Raw genomic sequence first — 20788 nt, 5'->3', positions numbered from 1 at the left:
TCCACTATGACATAAAACAACAAGGGGTGTAAAACTTTGGTGGGGTTAGACTAATGTCTAATAAGGAATTGTATACAGATTAGCCAGACTTAAAAATAACCATTCCATTATGATATTTCCTTCAAGTAAAATCCGCCTCAGATAGACTTTGTTAAGTTAATTTAATCTTCTCCTGCATTAATAGATTCTACTATTTATAGGTCTGAAGTCTAAGTCATTGATGTTAAGTCCCAAATTCGTTTTTTAAGGCGAATTATTTTCATGCTGAATATTTCCTGTATAGGTAAAAAGTTCTTTACCTTTTTGTTTTTACATGAAATTTCAGGGCTGTGTATTCCTAAGGATAGACCTTGCGCTGGGTATTGACCATGTCCAGAAATATGTAATGAAGAAAAGTTATGGCTAAAAAACCGATTTATAAATCACTTTATTTTCAAGTGATTATTGCGATTATCGCAGGTGTTCTTGTGGGGCATTACTTCCCGAGTACTACTGTCCTCATGAATGGTGTTGAGCAGCAGGTACCAGGTTTGGGCGAACAGCTTAAGCCATTAGGTGATGGCTTTATTCGTTTAATTAAAATGATTATTGCGCCTGTGATTTTCTGTACTGTGGTAAGTGGTATCGCAGGTATGGAAAGTATGAAGTCAGTGGGTAAGACCGGTGGTGTTGCCTTACTTTACTTCGAAATTGTCTCGACAATTGCCCTGCTGATTGGTCTGCTGGTAATTAATATTGCCAAGCCTGGCGTAGGTATGAATGTTGATCCGGCAACTCTGGACACTGCGGGTATTCAGAAATATGTCGCTTCGGGTGAGTCGCAATCTACAGTCGATTTTCTGCTGCATATTATTCCTGAGACTGTAGTTGGAGCATTTGCAAATGGCGAAATTCTTCAGGTATTACTCTTTGCTATCCTGTTTGGTTTTGCCTTGCACAAGCTTGGTGATGCCGGTAAGCCAGTACTTAAGTTTATTGATCAAATCTCGCATGTGTTCTTTAACATTGTAAACATGATCATGAAGCTGGCTCCGATTGGTGCTTTCGGTGCAATGGCTTTTACTATTGGTAAATATGGTGTAGGTTCACTGGTTCAGCTTGGTCAGCTTATTCTCTGTTTCTATATTACCTGTCTGCTGTTTATTTTCATCGTACTAGGAACGATTGCACGCATTAGTGGTTTCAGTATTCTTAAAATGATCCGCCTGATCCGTGAGGAGCTTCTGATTGTACTAGGTACATCTTCTTCCGAGTCAGTTTTACCGCGTATGCTGAAGAAACTGGAAATTGCAGGTTGTGAGAAGTCTGTAGTGGGTCTGGTTATTCCAACGGGTTATTCTTTTAATCTGGACGGTACTTCAATTTACCTGACTATGGCCGCGATCTTTATTGCACAGGCGACCAATACTCAGCTGGATGTAACTCATCAAATTACCTTGCTGCTGGTTCTGCTGATTTCATCTAAAGGTGCAGCAGGGGTAACCGGTTCGGGCTTTATTGTTATGGCAGCAACCCTGTCTGCTGTAGGTCATATTCCTGTCGCTGGTCTGGCACTCATTCTGGGTATCGACCGTTTCATGTCTGAAGCGCGTGCCCTGACTAACCTGGTGGGTAATTCACTGGCAACTATTGTAGTTGCCAAATGGGTAGGCCAGCTAGACAAAGACAAGCTGAATGAAGCTCTGGCTAATCCGGGTGAGGTAGACCGTCAGATGCTTGAGCAGAAAGCAGGACATATTTAAAAATATCTAACCAAAAAGGAAGCTTCGGCTTCCTTTTTTAACTTTATGAACAGCAATAAAAACTCATCAGGTCATGACATCTTTTTGGAAAATAACTAGCATGAGTAAAACAGAAGCTGACTAACAAACTGATAAAAGGAAATAAGACATGCAGCATGATGCCGATCTGGAATTATTCCGTGATAACTTTAGACGTTTTATGAAAGAGCATATTGCGCCCCATTATGAACAGTGGGAGCGTGATGGAATCATGCCACGGCATGTCTGGAACCTGTTAGGTGAAAATGGCTTTCTCTGTGTAGATGTACCTGAGGAATATGGCGGCTATGGCGTGCCTACCTATTATTCACTGATGCTGGTAGAAGAGTCAGCCCGGGCTGGTTATAGTTCACTATCGACAGGTATATCCTGTCATTCAGAAATTGCTGCTCCTTATATTCTGAATATTGGTAGTGAGGAACAGAAACAGTACTGGTTACCTAAAATGGTGAGTGGTGAAGTGGTGGGTGCAATTGGCATGACTGAACCGGGGGCTGGTTCTGATTTGCAGTCAATGCGAACCAACGCAATTTTGCAAGATGACAGTTATATATTAAATGGTTCCAAAACCTTTATTTCTAATGGGCAGCACGCAGATCTGGTAGTATTGGCTGCTAAAACCGATCCACAAGCCCGTGCTAAAGGTGTTTCGCTTTTACTGCTTGATACCCATCTGGATGGTTTTAAGAAAGGAACCAATCTGGACAAGATCGGTTTGCATTCACAAGATACCTCAGAGATGTTCTTCGATAATATTAAAGTACCCCAAAACCAGTTACTTGGTCAGCCGGGGCAAGGCTTTGCTTATCTGATGCAGGAGTTGCCGCGCGAGCGTACTGCGATAGCTGCTACTGCTCTGGGTGCTATACGGGGCAGTATTGATGTAACTACAGCTTATGTCCAAGAGCGCCAAGCTTTCGGTCAGCCGATCGCCCAATTTCAGAATACCCGCTTTGTACTGGCACAGGCCAAGATTGATGAATTGGCTACAGCTGCGTTTTATGAGCGAAATGTAGAGCTCTATCAGCAGGGCCAGCTCGATGTTGCTACAGCTGCCGCTTTAAAAAGTTTTAGTACCGATATGCAGATGAAAGTTGCTGACAACTTGCTTCAGCTGTTTGGTGGTTATGGCTATATGTCCGAATATCCGATTTCACGTTTCTTTGTAGATGCCAGAATCCAGCGGATTTATGGTGGTACCAATGAAATCATGAAAGAGATCGTGGCGCGTAGCCTGCTTGGAAAATAAAGATAAGATAAAAAAGCCTGCTTCCGCAGGCTTTTCTATTTTAGTGGCGTGAAATTAAGCACTCTGCAATTGCTGTTGTAAATTACGAAGCTCGGCCCGAAGGATTTTACCTACCGTTGACTTGGGTAATTCAGGTAAAATTTCTATCACTTTTGGAACTTTGTAGGCGGTAAGATGCTCTTTGCAGTGCGCCAGTATTTCATCAGTGGATAGAGACGGATTACGTGTAGCGATATAAGCTTTCACAGCTTCGCCAGTCTGCACATCTGGCACCCCAATAACCGCCACTTCAATAATGTCCGGATGCTCGGCAATGACTGCTTCGATTTCATTTGGATAAACATTAAAACCTGAAACCAGTACCATATCTTTTTTACGGTCCAGAATATAACAGAAGCCATCTTCATCGAGCTGGGCAATATCACCTGTATGTAACCAGCCCTCTACAAAAGTGTCAGCACTTTCTTCCGGCCGGTTGAGATAGCCCTGCACAATATGCGGACCTTTTACACAGAGTTCGCCCGCACTACCGAGAGGGACTTCATTTCCCTGAACATCTACAATTTTAATTTCAGAACCAGGTAATGGAAAACCGACAGAACCTTGACGAATTATGCTAATTGGAGGATGTAGCATGGCTGCGCAACTGGTTTCAGTCATACCAAACCCTTCAATAATATTACCTATTTTAGCCTTCCAGTGTTCAGCTGTAGCTGGTCTTAGTGCTGTTCCGCCAGAAATGGCACAAGTGAGCTCTGGAGGATTTTGCACAAACCAGTCTTCAGCCAGTAATCCTGCATATAATGTATCAACTCCGGTCAGCCAGGTAATCTTAAACTGTTCAAATGCCGGCCTTAAATTGCTGATAGGACGCGGTGAAGGAACCAGAATATTATGCGATCCGCCTTCAAAGAACATCAGAAAATTAACACTGAATGCAAAAATATGATAAAGCGGAATAGCAGTCAGAATACTGTCTTGCTGATTAAAAGCTGAATTGTGCGCACGCAAATAATCTCCGGTCATGCGTACTAAGGACAGTAAATTCTGATGCGTTATAATCGCACCTTTACTGCGACCTGTTGTACCGCCTGTATACTGATACAGCGCGATTGCAGTCGTCTGTGATTGTAATTCAGGTAGCTGTTCTGCTCTTTTAAAAACTTGTGAAAAAGAAAAGTAGTCAATGCTTGGTGTTAGCGAACGTCCCTGAGCTTCGGCATCTGTTTCTATTTTTTTAGCAATCAGCGCCTGATACGGCGCATCAAAAAAGTCACTTAAACTCGCTGTAATCAGCGCAAGAGATTTTAGATCATTATTTTTCGCAATTACTTTTTCAAAAGTAGCTAAGAACATGTCTGAAACTATTAAAGCTTTTGCCTGACTGTCGTTAAGCTGATATTCCAGTTCGCGTGCGGTATAAAGCGGGTTGATATTGGTAATAATAAGACCAGCTTTCCAGCAGGCAAAAACTGCAATTGGATAATGCAGACAATTTGGCATCTGCAAGCCTACAACATCACCTGGTTGTAATTGAAGCTCATGCTGGAAGTAACGTGCCAGCAAGTCAGAATAATACTGAATCTGCTTGAAACTTAATGTCTTTGTGAGGCCCGTAGGCAGAACCAGACTAAATGCAGCCGCATCTGAAAAATCATGCACTGTTTTATTAAACAGCTGACTTAAATTTTGTGGAATGGATGTGGCATCAAATTGATAGTCTTGCAGGCTGGCTGGCAAGTTCTTTTTCCATGGGCGTTGTGCATAAATCATTTATTATTCCTTTTAATTGTTGATTCAGTCTGTACCTGACCTGTTATTAAAATTATAGGACTATGAAACTTTCACAATGATTAAATCTGCCAATACAAAGGCATTCTATTAAATAGAAGTAACTTGATTTTTGAATAGGTCGAATACTCAATATAAGAGACTCACATTGAGAAAAATGAAATAGAATACAGATATTTGCTTATAAAAATAAAAAATTGAAGTATTCATACTCGACGGTCAGGCTGAAATATTAAAATAAGTTAACTGGCAAAATACATCAGCCGATAACTTTTCTTTGAAGTAACTTGTATAAGTTGATGGAATTAAATTAAGAGCCAATACACATTACATATCTGTTTTCCAAATCATCCACAGTTCTTTTTATAAAAAGAGCCAGAGTATTAAGGTAAGGCTAAGAGAATTTAACGAGGTGTTCCAAAGTAGCAACTGGCTGTTTTTGCATCTATTTCAATCAAAGTCAGATTGCGCAACATTTAAAAGCTAACTATTGTTATACTAATTTGTATACATGTTTTCCAAGGGCAATATAACAATGGGTCATGATGATCAGAAAAATTCATCCTCTTTCAATCTGGAACAGATCCGTAATGAAATCGACTCTGTTGACCAGCAATTACAAGAGCTGATTAACCGCCGTGCCAGCCTGGCCGAAGCGGTTGCAGAAGCAAAGTTTGCTGCTGAAGAAAACCCGTTGTTTTATCGCCCTGAACGTGAAGCACAAGTCTTGCGTAAAGTTATGGAACGCAATGATGGACCTTTATCAGACGTAACCATGGCGCGCTTGTTTCGTGAAATCATGTCTGCCTGTCTTGCTCTTGAAGCACCACAAAGCATCGCTTTTTTAGGGCCGGAAGGTACCTATACCCATTCTGCCGTACTGAAACATTTTGGACAGGATGCCTTGGTTCGTCCAATTGCAACGATTGATGAAGTCTTTCGCGAGGTAGAAGCAGGTAGTGCCCATTATGGTGTAGTACCTGTTGAGAACTCGTCTGAAGGTGTTGTAAACCATACATTGGACTGTTTTAGAGGTTCAAGCCTCAATGTGATTGGCGAAGTAGAGCTTCGTATCCATCATCAGTTTCTGGTATCTGAAAATACCCGTAAAGACAGTATCAAACAAATCTATGCTCACCAGCAAACACTGGCACAGTGTCGTCACTGGCTGGATGCACACTATCCGGGCGTTGAGCGGGTAGCGCTGAACTCGAATGCAGAAGCTGCACGTCGTATCCGTAATGAATGGCATTCAGCTGCAATTGCTTCTGATATTGCGGCCAGTTTGTATAACCTTGAAATTATGCACAGCAATATTGAGGATAATCCTGAAAATACTACGCGTTTTCTGGTAATTGGTCGTGAGAAGATTCCACAAAGCGGTAATGATAAAACTTCACTATTGATTTCTGCTCATGACCGTGCGGGTGCCTTGCTGGAAATTCTGGCTCCATTTGCCAAGCACAACATCAGTCTGACCAGTATTGAAACCCGTCCTGCATTGCCAGAAAAATGGGCTTATGTGTTCTTTATCGATCTGGAAGGCCATATCGAGCAGGAAAATGTTGCGGCAGCAATCAAAGAAATCCGTCCAATGGTTAAAGAACTGCGTGTACTGGGTTCTTATCCTGTTGCTGTACTATAAAGCTGAGACCTGTTAGATCATGGCAGTAGTAGTTTTTATATTACTGCCATAAACCAAAAGTTCAGAGAGTGATGAATAAAAGGATAAAAATTGAGAAGCTATTTTTATCCGGAAAAATTTGAAACTCTTCCCGATACTTGAAATATTAAACGCTTGAAACAAGGCAAAAGCCCTTGAGGCAAAACTGAAGTTATGTCCCAACCCCTGTTTGAAAAAGTTGCATTTATTGGCCTTGGGCTAATTGGTTCAAGTCTGGCCCGAGTAATTGTGGCTCAAAAACTGGCCCGTCACGTGGTGGCCGCGACCCGTTCTCAAAAAACACTGGAAGATGCCAAAGCTTTGGGCCTGATTGAGCAGGGCTATAGTGATCCTGTAGAAGCAGTACAAGGGGCAGACCTGATTGTTCTGGCTTTACCAGTACGTGCTACCCAGAAAATACTTGAGCACATCAAACCTCATATTTGTGCACATACTATCCTGACAGATGTCGGCAGTACCAAAGGAAATGTGGTAGAGGCAGCCAAAGCAGTGTACGGCACCCATCTGCCGCCCGGTTTTGTACCGGGCCATCCGATTGCAGGAAGTGAGCATACTGGTGTTCATGCTGGTAAAGTCGATCTGTTTGCCAATCACAAGGTCATTCTGACACCTTTGCCAAGTAGTGCCAGCTGGGCGGTTGATAAACTGATTGAGCTCTGGGAAGCTGCGCAAGCAGAAGTTATCTGCATGGATGTTGAAAAACATGATGAAGTTCTGGCACATACCAGTCATTTACCGCATTTGATGGCATTTAACCTGGTCGAGCAACTGGCCAGCCGTGAAGATAACCTGGACATCTTCCGTTATGCAGCCGGCGGTTTTCGTGATTTCTCGCGTGTGGCCGCCAGTGACCCTCAAATGTGGCATGACATTTTTTTTGCCAATAAAAAAGCAATTTTAAATGCAGTAGATGGCTTTGAACAGCAGCTCGGCATTATTCGAAAAATGATTGAAAATGAAGACTCGCAGGCATTAATGGGCTTACTGGGACATGCTCAGGCTGCGCGTCAGCACTTTAACCACATGTTAGCCCAAAAACCGTTGATGGAGAAAAACAAGGTGACACAACAATTTACCATTCTGCCGGGAAACAAGACTTTTCAGGGTAAATTTACCGTACCTGGTGACAAGTCCGTGTCTCATCGCTCTATCATGTTTGGTGCAATTGCCGAAGGTACTACTCATGTCACAGGCTTTCTGGAAGGTGAAGATGCGTTAGCTACCTTACAGGCTTTTCGCGATATGGGCGTAAGTATTGAAGGCCCGAAAAATGGTGAGGTTACCATTCATGGGGTGGGTATGCACGGACTTAAGGCTCCGGCAAGTGCACTTTATATGGGGAATTCAGGAACCAGCATGCGTCTGCTGTCTGGCATGCTGGCTGCACAGAAATTTGATACGGTCATGACTGGTGATGCCTCTTTATCCAAACGTCCAATGGAACGGATTGCCAAACCCTTACGTCTGATGGGCGCCCAGATTCAAACCACAGGTGAAAAAGGTACACCGCCGGTCAGTATTAGTGGTCAGCAAAAATTGCACGGTATTCATTATGATTTGCCAATGCCTTCTGCTCAGGTAAAGTCAGGAATTCTGCTTGCGGGATTATGGGCTGAAGGTGAAACTTCAGTTACTGAACCTGAGCCAACCCGCGACCATACCGAGCGTATGCTACGTGCTTTTGGCTATGAGGTTAAAACTGAAGGTCATAAAATTTCACTTATAGGTGGTGGCAAACTGGTCGGTACAGAGATTCAGGTACCTTCAGATATTTCTTCCGCAGCATTTTTTATGGTGGGGGCTGCTATTACTCAGAATTCGGATGTACTTCTGGAAGCAGTCGGTATAAATCCAACCCGTACCGGAATTATCGAAATTCTGAAACAGATGGGAGCTGACCTGACAGTTGAGAATGAACGTATTGCGGGGGGTGAGCCAATTGCTGATATTCATATCAGAGGTAGCCGGACGCTCAAGGGTATACATATTCCTGAAGACCAAGTTCCACTTGCGATTGATGAATTCCCGGCACTATTTGTTGCGGCAGCTTGTGCAGAAGGACAAACAGTACTGACTGGTGCTGCCGAACTGCGGGTAAAAGAGTCTGACCGGATTCAGGTAATGGCTGACGGCCTTAAAACTATGGGCATCGACTGCACCCCGACTGAAGATGGAATCATCATTGAAGGTAAAGGAAAAATTGGAGACTGGTCGGCTGTCTTTACCGGCGGTGAAATCGAATCACATCATGATCATCGGATCGCTATGAGCTTTAGCATGGCAGGGCTGCGAAGTTCAGGAACAATTAATATTATGGGAACTGAAACGGTAGCCACCAGCTTCCCCACCTTTACTGAACTCGCTAATAAAGCCGGGCTTGCCATACAGGTTAGTGAATAAATACGAATAAAGTTTAAGAAAAATGTTGTTTTTGTCTAACAACAGTCAAGTGAATGCTTGGCTGTTGTGCGTTTATTGCTTATGCTAAATCCATACAACAAGAAAGCATTTCAGGAAAACGCCAATGAGAACCCTACAATTTACTGCCCACTGTGCTGAACATCAACAAACTGATCATATACAAGATGAATGCCGTATTGCCCAAGAATACGTAACTGATCTTTTATCTAAACGTCTTGTCCAGCATGGCTTTGAGGCTAGTCGTAATGAGCCTGATAAAATTGCGGTAAGTGTAGAGAGTCATCCTCTACCTATTTCTGTGACATGTGAGTCTGTCCAGGATGAAGAGGGGCATCTGGTTTGCAGGATTAATGCACATGCTGACGAAGAACAGGACTGGTTTGAAAAAATTGAAATGCAGAGTGTGATTAAACAGTTGGGGCAGGCTATTGAAACTACATTAAAAACTGATGAATCATTTAGCCAGTTCGAATGGAAAAGCTAAACTTATGACTCATCTAAAAAGGCCCGAAATTAATATATACCGGGCCTTTATTTATTTTTTATTCAACGATTAGAAAACGGGAAATCGCGATACGTAACTGTTTTAAATAGCCCGTAAAAAAGTGATTTGCTCCCGGCAGAATAGTAATCAGATGCTTTTGTGGCGTAGCCCAGCTAATAGCATCCGATAACAAGGTGATTTCATCCTTTTCACCATGAATAAACAGGATATCTCCCTGAATTTCAGGCGTTTTATAATGACGCAAGCCGGCTACAGTATTGGTAGGCAGACCACATAAAATCAACTGTTTAGGCCTCTCTACTGCTGGCAAGGCATCATAAGCTTTTGCCATCACGTGAGCACCAAAGCTGAAGCCACCTGCATAAAATGGCAAATGGGAGTGTAGGGCACGAATATGTTGTAGTACCGCTAAAGTATCATCTGTCTCGCCATAGCCTTCATCATGTGTTCCGGTACTTTGCCCTGAACCACGAAAACTTGGACGATAAACCACACAGCCACGTTCAGATAAAATCTGGGCTAAAAGTGCAGGAACCTTATGTTGAGGTGTGCCTCCCTGAAGAGGGTGTGGGTGGCAAACGAGGGCATATCCTTTTACTTCGCCTTGGGGATAATCAACAAAAACTTCAATTTGCCCCACCGGACCTTGAATAAAGATTTGCTCGGACATAGTACAAACGATAAATAGCAGGAGAATCGCGTATTTTAGCGATTAACTTCAGCAAAAACACAAATTGGCATTAAAATAAGTCGACTGTTATAGTTTGATTAATTACTTTTTGACCAGGTTGTTTATGTTAGCTCTAATTTCCCCTGCTAAGACCTTAGATTATGAATCTGCATTACCTACCGATGAACATACTTTACCAAGACTGCTTGAGCACTCACAAGAACTTATAGACTTTTGTCGTAAACTGTCTGCTTCAGAAATCGCCAGTTTGATGAGTGTTAGTGAGAAAATAGCCCAATTGAATACTGCGCGTTTTCAGGATTGGACACCAGAATTTACTTTTGGTAATGCCCGACAGGCTATTTTTGCTTTTAAAGGCGATGTATATACCGGTCTGGATGCCTATAGTCTGAAACACAACAATCTGAATTTTGCCCAGCAACATTTGCGAATGCTATCGGGTCTATATGGCTTGTTAAGGCCACTAGATTTAATGATGCCTTACCGTCTGGAAATGGGAACCAAACTGCAAAACAGCCGTGGACATAACCTGTATGAGTTTTGGGGAGACCTTATTACCCAGCAGATTAATCAGGAACTGACTGAACACCAGCATAACTATTTAATCAACCTTGCATCAGATGAATACTACAAGGCAGTTCAAGAAAACAAAATACAAGCTGCTATCATTAAACCGATCTTTCTTGACCAGAAGAATGGTAAATACAAAGTCATCAGTTTTTATGCCAAAAAAGCCCGTGGCCTGATGGCACGCTTTATTGTAGAAAACCAGTTAACCCAGCCAGAAGATTTAAAAGCTTTTAATAGTGAGGGTTATTATCTGGACACAGTAAATTCAAGCGCTAAAGAACTAATTTTTAAACGTGATGAGCAACCTGTTTAAATATATTCTCATGTATAGAATAACCAGTATTCGAATTATGGCTATTGGTTATTTATAGAATAAGTTCTCATCAAAAAATAAGGTAAAAGTCCGGCTGAGCTAAGAAATAGGAATACTAATTTATGCAACCTAAGCTAGAAAGACTTAAGCAATACTGGCAAGAACTTCAACAGACTAATGCATTGTATTTATCAGACAGCCTGCTTCAGAAATTAATTACTGCCTATGAAGAACCTCAGCGTTATTATCATACACTTCAACATATAGAAGAATGTCTGGACTTATACCAGCCTCTAAAAATGTGCGTGAATGACCCCTTGGCTGTTGAGCTGGCGATCTGGTTTCATGACGTGGTTTATGAGCCAAAATCTGATCAAAATGAATTAAAAAGTGCCGAGTTAATGAAACAGAGTCTGGCACCTTACATGACTATTGATCAAATCTCTAAAATTTACTCGTGGATACTGGCAACACAAACTCATGAGCTGTCTGAAGATGACGATCTGGACCTTAAAACCTTGCTTGATATAGACTTGGCGATTTTAGGTAGTAAACCGTCCCGTTTTGCTGAGTATGAGCAGCAGATTCAACAAGAATATGCCTGGTTGTCAGAGGGTATATATCATGAAAAGCGCAAAAAGTCTTATCTCATTTTTATCAAGCCCATCCGTTATTTAAAACTGAATATTTTCAGGATAAACTGGAAAATCAGGCAAAAATTAATCTTGAAAAAGTTTTAAAGGCTAATTAAAAGGCTCCCGGAAGGGGAGCTTTTTAACCACAAAAAATTTACTGGGTCTGACTATTATGCTGAGAGCTATCGCGTGTTTCACGCTCTTGTGCAGGGTCAATTACTCGTGATTCGCCAGTGGCTTCATTTGCAACCTGTCCCGCACCCTCACTCACTTCTTTAGTAGCTACTGCAGTTGCATTAGCGCCTTTTTCCATCGCTATGGTTGCACCTTTGGTAGCCTGACTGGTCTCATCGAAACCAGCTTTAGTTGCATCCTTTAAACTTTCACCTACGCCATCTGAAGGGGCTTCCATCTGGTCCATGGGTTTAGCCATGGCATTATCTTTCGCCATATCTGAAGACTTTTCTTTATCACACCCAACCAAGAACAAAGCCGAAGTCATGCCTAAAGCAACTACCAGTTTATTTAAGTTTTTCATGTATACATCCTTCTAATTTTTTCAACTTTTCTTCACTATTTAAATCTAAACATAAAGAAGGGTGGTATTACGACTCAGCTTTGTTGAAAAGTTGTAAGAGTTGTTATCTATTAGATTTTTTAGATAAAACTTAGATATAAAAAAGCCCTTAATGTAAGGGCTTTTTTATATTCAGTACAATATTACTGTGAACTGCCAGTTCCGCTGGTACCACCAGTTGTACCTGTGGTGCCAGTAGTTCCCGTATTAGTCATGGTATCTGTTGTACCACCAGTTGTGGTACCTGTAGTTGCGCCAGTTGTATCTGTAGCAGTGCCTGTTGTAGCCGGATCAGCCACTGTGCCAGTAGTATTGTCTAATCGCTCGCCTGCGGTATTATTCATATCCATAGTAGAGTCTGTTGTAGTTGTGCCAGTAGCAGTCGAATCGGTAGTTGTACCAGCAGTCGCAGCATGATCATCAGCTTCTGGAGTTTTATTGTTATTACAGCCAACAATGAGAACTGTAGAAGCTAAACCTAACGCAGCAATTAACTTTTTCATTTATTTTCCTTCCTTTTGTTGATTAAAAAACACTCAGGAAAATATAAGCATAAAGAAAAGTTGTAATAAAGACTACATATTGTTGAGGACTTGTAAGATATATATAAAAAAAGCATATTCTTGTAAGGAATATGCTTTTTCGCATTAAAAAATTACTGACCGGAGCGGATAATGTAATCAAAAGCAGAAAGCGACGCTTTTGCACCTTCACCTGTAGCAATGATGATCTGCTTGTACGGTACCGTTGTACAGTCACCCGCCGCAAATACACCTTTTACATTGGTCTCGTTACGCTCATTCACCACAATCTCACCGCGGTTACTCAGCTCGACTTCTGACCCTTTCAGAAAGTCAGTGTTCGGCAGCAGACCAATCTGTACAAAGATACCCGCCAGTTCAATCTCCCTGTCCTCTCCAGATACCCGGTCCTGATAACGCAGCGCAGTCACCTGTGAGCCGTCTCCCACCACCTCTGTGGTCAACGCAGACTTGATTACTGTCGTGTTCGGCAAGCTCGCCAGCTTGTCCTGCAATACCTGATCTGCACGTAAAGTATCAGCAAATTCAAGCAGAGTCACATGCTCAACAATACCGGCCAGATCAATCGCTGCCTCAACCCCGGAGTTACCGCCACCAATCACCGCTACCCGTTTGCCCTTGAACAGCGGACCGTCACAGTGCGGGCAGTAGGCAACACCACGGGTCGCATATTCCTGCTCGCCCGGTACATTCATCTGTCTCCAGCGCGCACCGGTAGAGAGAATCACTGTTTTAGATTCCAGTCGGGCACCATTGTCCAGAGTCACTTCAACCAGACCATTGGCCGTTTCTTCTGCACCTTTAATGCTGGCAACTTTCTGCAGGTTCATGATGTCGACTTCATACTCACGCACATGCTCTTCCATGGCCGCAGCAAACTTTGGCCCTTGGGTTTTGGTGACCGAGGTAAAGTTTTCAATATCCATGGTGTCCATCACCTGTCCACCGAAGCGTTCAGCCACGATCCCGGTACGAATACCTTTACGCGCTGCATAGATGGCAGCAGTATTCCCGGCCGGGCCGCCACCAATCACCAGGACATCAAAGGCTGCCTTGGCATTGAGTTTCTCTGCATCTTTGGCCGCCGCACCGCTGTCCAGCTTGGCAATAATCTCTTCCAGGGTCATACGTCCCTGACCAATGTGCTGGCTGTTCTGGAACAGCATTGGAACCGCCATGATCTTGCGCTGTTCGACTTCTTCCTGGAAGAAGGCCCCGTCAATCATAGTGGCAGTGGTGCCCGGGTTATAGATGGCAATCAGGTTGAGGGCCTGCACCACATCCGGACAGTTATGACAGCTCAGTGACACGAATACTTCGAAGTCAGCAGTCAGGTTGAGCGCTTTAATCTGTGCCAGTACCTCGTCAGAGACTTTGGGAGCGTATCCGGAAACCTGCAACAGGGCCAGAATCAGCGAGGTGAACTCATGCCCCATCGGCAGGCCGGCAAAGAATACCCGGGGCTGCTCGCCGGCTTTGGCCACACCAAAGCTTGGGCGGCGGCTGTGCTGGCCATCAAGGCGTGCAGTCACCTGATCAGACAGGGCGGCAATTTCATTGACCAGCTCTTTGATTTTATCTGACTTGTCAGAGCCATCTAAAGAGGCAACCAGTTCAATCGGGCTTTCCAGACGTTCGAGTAATGTTTTAAGTTGTGCTGAAGTATTTTGGTCTAACATTGCTAACTTCTCCAAAGGAGTCAATATTAAGGAATGAATTGATGATACTGCAAAGCCATTAATAGGTGAAACAATATGTTTTTATAAATACAATCGGTTTTAAGAATTGTGATTAAGGAACAGAGCCGGTTTTTCGGGCCTGTTCTGATCTTGTTTTTCATGACTTAGCTGTTTAGGCGGTGTGTAATTCGCTCGGTTCTCAGTTGCAGACGGCGAGACAGTAAATAAAATATTTTTCTTTCTTCATGCAGCAAATAAAATTTTTTATGGCATAGTCATGATTGTTAAACTTCTCTCGATGGAATACACCATGCAAATTACCCGTGGTATTTATCAGCATTATAAGGGACAGCTATACCAGGTTTTTTCTGTAGCGAAACACAGTGAAACACAAGAGGAACTGGTTATTTATCAATGTCTATATGGTGATTATTCAATGTGGGTTCGACCTTTAAGTATGTTTAAGGAAACGGTGGAGGTAGAAGGTGAAACTATTCCCCGATTTAAGCTTATCCAGATCGTATAAATTTTAAACCATAAAAAATTTATAATAAAAACAGGAAAAACTGCCATGGCGACTTCCGAATTTAATGTCTATATGGCTGAGCTCTATCAATCTTTCCAAGCTCATGATGCAGACCAGGATGACCGATTGCTGCGCTATCGAAATATTGAGCCAGAATCGGCTTACTATTTGTCTATGCTAGTGCGTATTCAGCAACCCGAGAGATTGCTGGAAATTGGTACTTCTACCGGATACTCTACACTCTGGCTGGCAGAGGCGGCCAGAGCAACAGGGACAAAATTAGTTACTCTTGAAATAGAGAAGGAACGGAGTCAGCAGGCACAGTGGCATGCACAAAAAATGGGATTAACTGATGTAGTCCGGTTTTGGGTCGGAGATGCGCTTGAGTTTCTTCGCCATACTCAGGAACAGTACGATTTTATTCTACTTGATGCAGAGCGGGATGCTTATATTATCTACTGGCCTTATTTAAAGAAAGTTTTGACCCCAAAAGGGGTCCTGATTGTAGATAACGTAATTTCACATGCAGATCAGGTTAAAGATTTTATATCTTTACTTCAGCAGGAGCAGGACATGATGTTAACGACACTGGATCTAGGGGCCGGTCTACTCATGGCAACACGAACCTGAATCTTTTATTTTCAATATTTTAATTTACTGAAACTCACGCTATTGATAGCCGGTCAAAGTGCAAATTGAACTCCAGATATTTGTGAACAAAAGCAGTTTTGTCAGTAACGCGCATCATATTGTCATATACAAATGCCGGTACGGGGTGATAAAGCTCGCCTGTACCATTATTATAAAAAATTTTTAAATAACGTGAAGTAGAGTCATATTTCCAGTAAATAACAGCTAAAACTTGTGGCATAGGTTTCCTCCACGCTTTAGTTATATTTTCATTTATAATGCTTATAAGCTGACCATAGTCGAAATGAATCTTTCTGTGAGTATAAAATATGTTATTGCTGTGCTGGCTCGGCTATAGAATAAAATTCAAATAAAAAAACCGTCTCAAATGAGACGGTTTTTTATTAGCTTAATCTAATCAAGATTAGATTTTACCTACTAGGTCGATTGAAGGAGCAAGTGTTGCATCGCCTTCTTTCCATTTAGCTGGGCATACTTCACCTGGGTGAGCGTGAACGTATTGAGCTGCTTTTACTTTACGAAGCAGTTCAGATGCATCACGGCCGATACCGCCAGCATTGATTTCAACGATCTGGATTTTACCTTCTGGATCGATAACGAAAGTACCACGGTCAGCAAGACCATCAGCTTCGATTAATACTTCAAAGTTTTTAGCCAGAGTCCAAGTTGGATCGCCTACCATTGGGTATTCGATTTTCTTGATTTCTTCTGAAGAGTCATGCCAAGCTTTGTGAGTGAAATGAGTGTCAGTAGAAACTGAGTAGATTTCAACACCTAGCTGTTTGAATTCAGCATAGTTGTCTGCAAGGTCACCAAGCTCAGTTGGGCAAACAAAAGTAAAGTCTGCTGGATAGAAGAAGAATACAGACCATTTACCTTTCAGGTCAGCTTCAGTAATTTCGATGAACTGGCCGTTCTGATAAGCAGTTGCTTTGAATGGTTTAACTTCAGTATTAATTAAGCTCATCATTGTCTCCATGATTGAGTGTTAGCATTTAAATTTCATGATCTAGAATAGATAATTTTTTATCATTGGTAAAATAGTATTTTTACATTGCTTAAATCGGTAAAACAAATTAAGCCATTTCTATTTTACCTAAGTCTTGTCCGGTTCATTTTTTAAGGCGAAATCTAGAGCCAGTCGGGACAAGCATTTTTGCTACGCATATAACATGCCGTCGGACCCTTTAAAATTCAAGGGTTAAAATGAAAAAAACACTAAATATATTAAAGTGAGAATTCTTTCACTGGATGTCATTACGGCGTAAAATAGACAGTTCGTATTTTTATATCAGGAATTGCGCTCGGTGCTGAGTCATTTAAATGTAGATCAACTGGTCATGGCGCGGGACTCTTATCGTTTAAATCGGCTAGGTAAAGGTAAAGATGCAAATCCCAAGCAGTATCAGGAACTTTTTGAAAAATCTAACGCCAAGGTGCGGGCACGTGTAGAACGCCTCCCGAATATTAAACTGAATCAGGATTTGCCAGTCACGCAATATGCGGACAAACTGATTGAAGCAATACAAACGCATCAGGTCATTATTGTGGCAGGTGAAACCGGCTCTGGTAAAACAACACAATTACCCCAGATAGCAATGCTGGCAGGCCGCGGCCTGACGGGAATGATTGGTCATACCCAGCCGAGACGTCTGGCAGCGCGTAGCGTGTCACAGCGTATTGCTGAAGAAGTGGGTGAAAAGCTTGGGGAATCCATTGGCTTTAAAGTCCGTTTTAATGAACAGGGCTCACAGGATTCTATAGTCCGGTTGATGACAGACGGAATTCTGCTGGCTGAGCTGACCCATGATCGTTATCTGACTAAATATGACACGATTATTATTGATGAGGCGCATGAACGTTCACTAAATATTGACTTTATTATGGGCTACCTGAAGCAGCTCATTAAAAAACGTCCTGATTTAAAAGTCATTATTACCTCGGCAACACTAGATGTAAATCGGTTTAGTCATTACTTTAATGGTGCACCAGTCTATGAAGTGGAAGGCCGGAGTTTTCCGGTTGAGGTACGTTATCGTCCGATTTCCGACCTGAACATTGCAGGAAGTGATGATGATGAGTTTGATGACTTCGAAGAAAATTTACCACGTGCAGTAGTTCAGGCTGTAGAAGAGTGCTTCAAGGATGCAGAAGAAAAAGGTCATCCGGAACATGCAGATATCCTGATCTTTTCAAGTACAGAACAGGAGATTCGCGAACTTCAGGAAACTCTGGAAAAACATGGTCCACGGCATACAGAAATCTTGCCACTGTTCGCACGCCTGGGTTTAGGTGAACAGCAGAAAATTTTTAATCCGGGAGGAAAGGGCCGGCGCATTATTATTGCTACTAACGTGGCAGAAACGGCACTGACTGTTCCTAATATTCGCTATGTGATTGATAGCGGTTTTGCCCGTATTTCCCGCTATAGTTATCGCTCGCGCGTACAGCGCTTGCCGATTGAAGCGATATCGCAAGCTGCTGCAAACCAGCGTAAGGGGCGCTGTGGCCGTATTGCGCCTGGGGTCTGTATTCGTCTGTATAGTGAAGAAGACTTTTTAAGCCGGCCAGAATTTACAGAACCTGAGATCAAGCGGACAAACTTGGCTTCAGTCATTCTGCAAATGCAGAGTTTAGGTTTAGGAAATCTTGAAAATTTTGACTTTATTGAGCCGCCTGACCACCGCCTGGTTAATGATGGACGTAAGCTGCTCATTGAACTGGGTGCACTAAACGAGAAAAAAGCTGAGCTGACTAAAATTGGTCAGATGATGGCACGTATGCCAATTGATCCAAGACTTGCCCGCATGATTCTGGGTGGGGCACACTTCGGTGCGTTAAATGAAGCTCTGATTATTGTGAGCGCACTGGCTGTACAGGACCCACGTGAGCGACCTGCGGATAAACAGACTCAGGCGGATCAGAAACATGCTTTATTTAAAGAAGCTGATTCAGATTTTCTATTTTATTTGAAGCTCTGGTCAACTTTAAAAGGCAACAAGGATAACCAGCTAAGTGAAAATAAACGTCGCGCATTTGCACGTCAGCATTTTTTAAGCTGGCTACGTTTACGTGAATGGAAACAGACTTATAAACAACTTGTTGAACTGGCTGAAGGCTTAAAGCTGAGTTTTAATGATAAACCTGCCAGTTATGAAAACCTGCACCGAGCCCTGCTAACCGGATTACTTTCCTTTATTGCCAACAAGACTGATGAAAAAAATGTCTATATGGCGGTGCGCCAGCAAAAGGCACGAATTTTTCCTGCTTCTGTTTTACATAAGGCGGGTGCATCTTGGGTAATGGCTTTTGAAATGGTAGAAACTTCACAGGTCTATCTACGGACATTGGCTAAAATTGAACCGGAATGGATTTTGCTAGCAGCCCGTGATTTGCTGAAGCATCACTATTTTGAGCCACACTGGTCGAAAAAAACAGGTATTGTAAATGCCTATGACCAGATTTCGCTATTTGGTTTAATTATTGAGCCAAAACGCCTGACCAATTTTGAAAAAGTTGATCAGGCAGCAGCTCATGAGATTTTCCTGCGAGATGCTCTCACAACCGGTAACCTGGGCATTATACCGCCATTTCTAAAACATAACCTGCTTAAACTTGAAGAAGTAGAGCGGGTAGAAGACAAGCTGCGCCGACGTGATCTGGTTGTAGATGAAGAAACTGTCTATCAGTTTTATGCTTCTAAAATTCCTTCTGAAATTGCCAGCCGACGCAGTTTTGAAGACTGGCTGGCTACAGTTGAGGCCAAAGAACCGCGTTTCTTATATGTCGATGAAGAGTCACTCTGGCTGAATGACCGTCCGACTACACAGCAGTTTCCGGATTATCTTCAAAATGGACAGTTACGTTTGGCTGCAAGTTACCGCTTTGACCCAAGCCATGATGAAGACGGGGCTACAGTAAAAATTCCATTACAGGCATTAGCGCAGGTCAATGAAGAGATCTGGTCTTGGGGAATTCCAGGCTGGCGTCAGGAACTGGTTGAGGCCTTGCTTAAATCTTTGCCAAAGGATAAACGACGTAATCTGGTGCCGATCCCGGATACTGCACGCAAGTTGCTGCGTGAGGTACAGGATAAGGATTTGCAGCGTCATGTTCTGAATTATCTGACATTTGCCTTGCGGGGTGAACAGATTACAGAGAAGGATTTTTCAGTTGAACGGATTGATCAGTACCTGATTCCTTTTATCAAGGTAACTGATGAAAAAGGCCGAGTGATTGAAAAAGGACGTGATCTGGCAGAGCTAAAAGCACGTTGCCGTCAGGAAACCCAGCGACCGGTAAAACAGCTGAAAGGTGAATATAAAACTTTTCCGGAAAGCTTTATTTTTGAAGCCACTCAGAAAGTAACAGGCGTAGTGATAAAACAGTATCAGGCTCTGGTTCCGGTAAAAAGCTTTAGTGAGATAGAAGCTAAAGATGAATCAGGTGTTGTTATACAAAGTTTTAATGATCAGGCCGAAGCCATTAAACAGCATCGTGAAGGAGTAATTCGTCTGATTCACATGCAGTTAGGTGACCTGATACGTCAGCTTAAAAAGCAGTTGGGTAAGCCTCTGGCTCTGGCTTATTCGCCATTAGGTGACCGGGCCAAACTGGAGCAAATGCTGGTATATGCGACTTTGCAAATGGCATTAACTGAACTGCCGGTGAATGCCGAAGAGTTCCAGAATGTACTGGCAGAGGTTAAGGGAAATTTCCTGAGTTATGGCCAGCAGGCTTTGGCAGCACTCAGCGATATTTTTATTCAGTGGCAAGATATTCGCCGTAAACTGCTCGTGCTTGATCCGGAAATTTTTGGGCGTAGTATTGATGATATTGAAGATCAGCTTGACCTGATGCAACTGGGCGATTTCGTTTATACCCAGCCGCCTGAGGTATGGGCAGAATTTCCACGTTATTTGAAGGCCTTGGTTCTGCGTCTGGAGCGTTTGCCTAATAACCTGCAACGTGATGAAGCTGCTATTGCCCAGGTTGACCCGTGGATGGACAAGTTATTCAGTGTCCGTAACAATCCGAAATCTATAGACTTTTACTTTATGCTTGAAGAATTACGTATTTCCCTGTTCTCCCAGCCTATGAAGACCAAAATACCTGTTTCTGCAACTCGACTGCAAAAACTATGGGATCGGCTCGGAATCAGTTAAAATACCGT

16 protein-coding genes and 1 pseudogene are annotated in these 20788 nt (G+C 42.7%); 10 read left to right on the top strand and 7 right to left on the bottom strand.

Translation table 11 applies throughout. The features are described from left to right. The first annotated feature begins 398 nt into the window (after nucleotides 1–398). Together AC0VYT_RS08890 and AC0VYT_RS08885 are read left to right on the top strand one after the other, a co-directional pair. Entirely contained in the window at nucleotides 399–1742 is a 1344-nt protein-coding gene (locus AC0VYT_RS08890; protein WP_005019585.1) for a dicarboxylate/amino acid:cation symporter, read from the top strand. 148 nt (nucleotides 1743–1890) lie between these two features. After that, complete coding sequence (locus AC0VYT_RS08885) at nucleotides 1891–3030, top strand: acyl-CoA dehydrogenase family protein (RefSeq protein WP_005019587.1); 1140 nt, start codon at nucleotides 1891–1893, stop codon at nucleotides 3028–3030. A 54-nt stretch (nucleotides 3031–3084) separates the two neighbouring features. On the opposite strand, the gene AC0VYT_RS08880 is transcribed toward AC0VYT_RS08885, so the two are convergent. Next, nucleotides 3085–4803 carry a long-chain-fatty-acid--CoA ligase gene (locus tag AC0VYT_RS08880; protein ID WP_005019588.1) on the bottom strand — a complete coding sequence of 573 codons (1719 nt, stop codon included), beginning with the start codon at nucleotides 4801–4803 and terminating at the stop codon, nucleotides 3085–3087. A 553-nt stretch (nucleotides 4804–5356) separates the two neighbouring features. Between AC0VYT_RS08880 and pheA the strand changes: the two genes are divergently transcribed. The 3 genes from pheA (at nucleotide 5357) to AC0VYT_RS08865 (ending at nucleotide 9410) form a co-directional block, all read left to right on the top strand. Continuing rightward, the gene (pheA, locus tag AC0VYT_RS08875) at nucleotides 5357–6466 is read left to right on the top strand and encodes a prephenate dehydratase (protein WP_005019589.1); all 1110 of its coding nucleotides are present in this window, start codon (nucleotides 5357–5359) and stop codon (nucleotides 6464–6466) included. Nucleotides 6467–6658: 192 nt separating this feature from the next. Beyond that, nucleotides 6659–8905, top strand: a complete 2247-nt coding sequence (locus tag AC0VYT_RS08870) for a bifunctional prephenate dehydrogenase/3-phosphoshikimate 1-carboxyvinyltransferase (protein WP_005019590.1) — start codon at nucleotides 6659–6661, stop codon at nucleotides 8903–8905. A gap of 124 nt (nucleotides 8906–9029) precedes the next feature. Then, nucleotides 9030–9410, top strand: a complete 381-nt coding sequence (locus AC0VYT_RS08865; protein WP_005019591.1) for a hypothetical protein — start codon at nucleotides 9030–9032, stop codon at nucleotides 9408–9410. Between the two features lie 58 nt (nucleotides 9411–9468). On the opposite strand, the gene AC0VYT_RS08860 is transcribed toward AC0VYT_RS08865, so the two are convergent. Beyond that, entirely contained in the window at nucleotides 9469–10101 is a 633-nt protein-coding gene (locus AC0VYT_RS08860) for an alpha/beta hydrolase (RefSeq protein WP_005019592.1), read from the bottom strand. Between the two features lie 124 nt (nucleotides 10102–10225). Between AC0VYT_RS08860 and yaaA the strand changes: the two genes are divergently transcribed. Further along, nucleotides 10226–11005 (top strand): peroxide stress protein YaaA, encoded by a 780-nt coding sequence (gene yaaA / locus AC0VYT_RS08855; protein WP_005019593.1) that lies wholly within the window; start codon nucleotides 10226–10228, stop codon nucleotides 11003–11005. Nucleotides 11006–11127: 122 nt separating this feature from the next. Continuing rightward, nucleotides 11128–11756: pseudogene (locus AC0VYT_RS08850) on the top strand (HD domain-containing protein). Nucleotides 11757–11794: 38 nt separating this feature from the next. On the opposite strand, the gene AC0VYT_RS08845 reads toward AC0VYT_RS08850, so the two are convergent. From AC0VYT_RS08845 to ahpF, 3 genes are all read right to left on the bottom strand, one after another. Then, entirely contained in the window at nucleotides 11795–12178 is a 384-nt protein-coding gene (locus AC0VYT_RS08845) for a hypothetical protein (protein ID WP_005019596.1), read from the bottom strand. A 182-nt stretch (nucleotides 12179–12360) separates the two neighbouring features. Then, nucleotides 12361–12720 carry a hypothetical protein gene (locus tag AC0VYT_RS08840; RefSeq protein WP_005019597.1) on the bottom strand — a complete coding sequence of 120 codons (360 nt, stop codon included), beginning with the start codon at nucleotides 12718–12720 and terminating at the stop codon, nucleotides 12361–12363. Between the two features lie 152 nt (nucleotides 12721–12872). Further along, nucleotides 12873–14438, bottom strand: a complete 1566-nt coding sequence (ahpF, locus tag AC0VYT_RS08835) for an alkyl hydroperoxide reductase subunit F (RefSeq protein WP_144745057.1) — start codon at nucleotides 14436–14438, stop codon at nucleotides 12873–12875. Between the two features lie 310 nt (nucleotides 14439–14748). On the opposite strand from ahpF, the gene AC0VYT_RS08830 reads away from it, so the two are divergent. After that, nucleotides 14749–14964 carry a DUF1653 domain-containing protein gene (locus AC0VYT_RS08830; protein WP_005019600.1) on the top strand — a complete coding sequence of 72 codons (216 nt, stop codon included), beginning with the start codon at nucleotides 14749–14751 and terminating at the stop codon, nucleotides 14962–14964. Nucleotides 14965–15009: 45 nt separating this feature from the next. Next, nucleotides 15010–15594, top strand: a complete 585-nt coding sequence (locus AC0VYT_RS08825; protein WP_005019602.1) for an O-methyltransferase — start codon at nucleotides 15010–15012, stop codon at nucleotides 15592–15594. Between the two features lie 34 nt (nucleotides 15595–15628). Here the strand turns inward: AC0VYT_RS08825 and AC0VYT_RS08820 are convergent, their stop codons facing one another. After that, complete coding sequence (locus AC0VYT_RS08820) at nucleotides 15629–15835, bottom strand: KTSC domain-containing protein (RefSeq protein WP_005019605.1); 207 nt, start codon at nucleotides 15833–15835, stop codon at nucleotides 15629–15631. A gap of 183 nt (nucleotides 15836–16018) precedes the next feature. Then, nucleotides 16019–16582 (bottom strand): alkyl hydroperoxide reductase subunit C, encoded by a 564-nt coding sequence (ahpC, locus tag AC0VYT_RS08815; RefSeq protein ID WP_005019607.1) that lies wholly within the window; start codon nucleotides 16580–16582, stop codon nucleotides 16019–16021. A 373-nt stretch (nucleotides 16583–16955) separates the two neighbouring features. On the opposite strand from ahpC, the gene hrpA reads away from it, so the two are divergent. After that, nucleotides 16956–20780, top strand: a complete 3825-nt coding sequence (gene hrpA, locus AC0VYT_RS08810) for an ATP-dependent RNA helicase HrpA (RefSeq protein ID WP_227592525.1) — start codon at nucleotides 16956–16958, stop codon at nucleotides 20778–20780. Nucleotides 20781–20788: the final 8 nt, after the last annotated feature.

It is taken from the genome of Acinetobacter sp. QJM3NY_42, assembly GCF_056173745.1.
This window is presented reverse-complemented; position numbering and strand designations above follow the sequence as displayed.

Bases quoted from the DNA above. Each gene is read 5' to 3' on its own strand.
- AC0VYT_RS08890 (WP_005019585.1), top strand. From the start codon at position 399: ATGGCTAAAAAACCGATTTATAAATCACTTTATTTTCAAGTGATTATT.
- AC0VYT_RS08885 (WP_005019587.1), top strand. From the start codon at position 1,891: ATGCAGCATGATGCCGATCTGGAATTATTCCGTGATAACTTTAGACGT.
- AC0VYT_RS08880 (WP_005019588.1), bottom strand. From the start codon at position 4,803: ATGATTTATGCACAACGCCCATGGAAAAAGAACTTGCCAGCCAGCCTG.
- pheA (WP_005019589.1), top strand. From the start codon at position 5,357: ATGGGTCATGATGATCAGAAAAATTCATCCTCTTTCAATCTGGAACAG.
- AC0VYT_RS08870 (WP_005019590.1), top strand. From the start codon at position 6,659: ATGTCCCAACCCCTGTTTGAAAAAGTTGCATTTATTGGCCTTGGGCTA.
- AC0VYT_RS08865 (WP_005019591.1), top strand. From the start codon at position 9,030: ATGAGAACCCTACAATTTACTGCCCACTGTGCTGAACATCAACAAACT.
- AC0VYT_RS08860 (WP_005019592.1), bottom strand. From the start codon at position 10,101: ATGTCCGAGCAAATCTTTATTCAAGGTCCGGTGGGGCAAATTGAAGTT.
- yaaA (WP_005019593.1), top strand. From the start codon at position 10,226: ATGTTAGCTCTAATTTCCCCTGCTAAGACCTTAGATTATGAATCTGCA.
- AC0VYT_RS08845 (WP_005019596.1), bottom strand. From the start codon at position 12,178: ATGAAAAACTTAAATAAACTGGTAGTTGCTTTAGGCATGACTTCGGCT.
- AC0VYT_RS08840 (WP_005019597.1), bottom strand. From the start codon at position 12,720: ATGAAAAAGTTAATTGCTGCGTTAGGTTTAGCTTCTACAGTTCTCATT.
- ahpF (WP_144745057.1), bottom strand. From the start codon at position 14,438: ATGTTAGACCAAAATACTTCAGCACAACTTAAAACATTACTCGAACGT.
- AC0VYT_RS08830 (WP_005019600.1), top strand. From the start codon at position 14,749: ATGCAAATTACCCGTGGTATTTATCAGCATTATAAGGGACAGCTATAC.
- AC0VYT_RS08825 (WP_005019602.1), top strand. From the start codon at position 15,010: ATGGCGACTTCCGAATTTAATGTCTATATGGCTGAGCTCTATCAATCT.
- AC0VYT_RS08820 (WP_005019605.1), bottom strand. From the start codon at position 15,835: ATGCCACAAGTTTTAGCTGTTATTTACTGGAAATATGACTCTACTTCA.
- ahpC (WP_005019607.1), bottom strand. From the start codon at position 16,582: ATGAGCTTAATTAATACTGAAGTTAAACCATTCAAAGCAACTGCTTAT.
- hrpA (WP_227592525.1), top strand. From the start codon at position 16,956: ATGGCGCGGGACTCTTATCGTTTAAATCGGCTAGGTAAAGGTAAAGAT.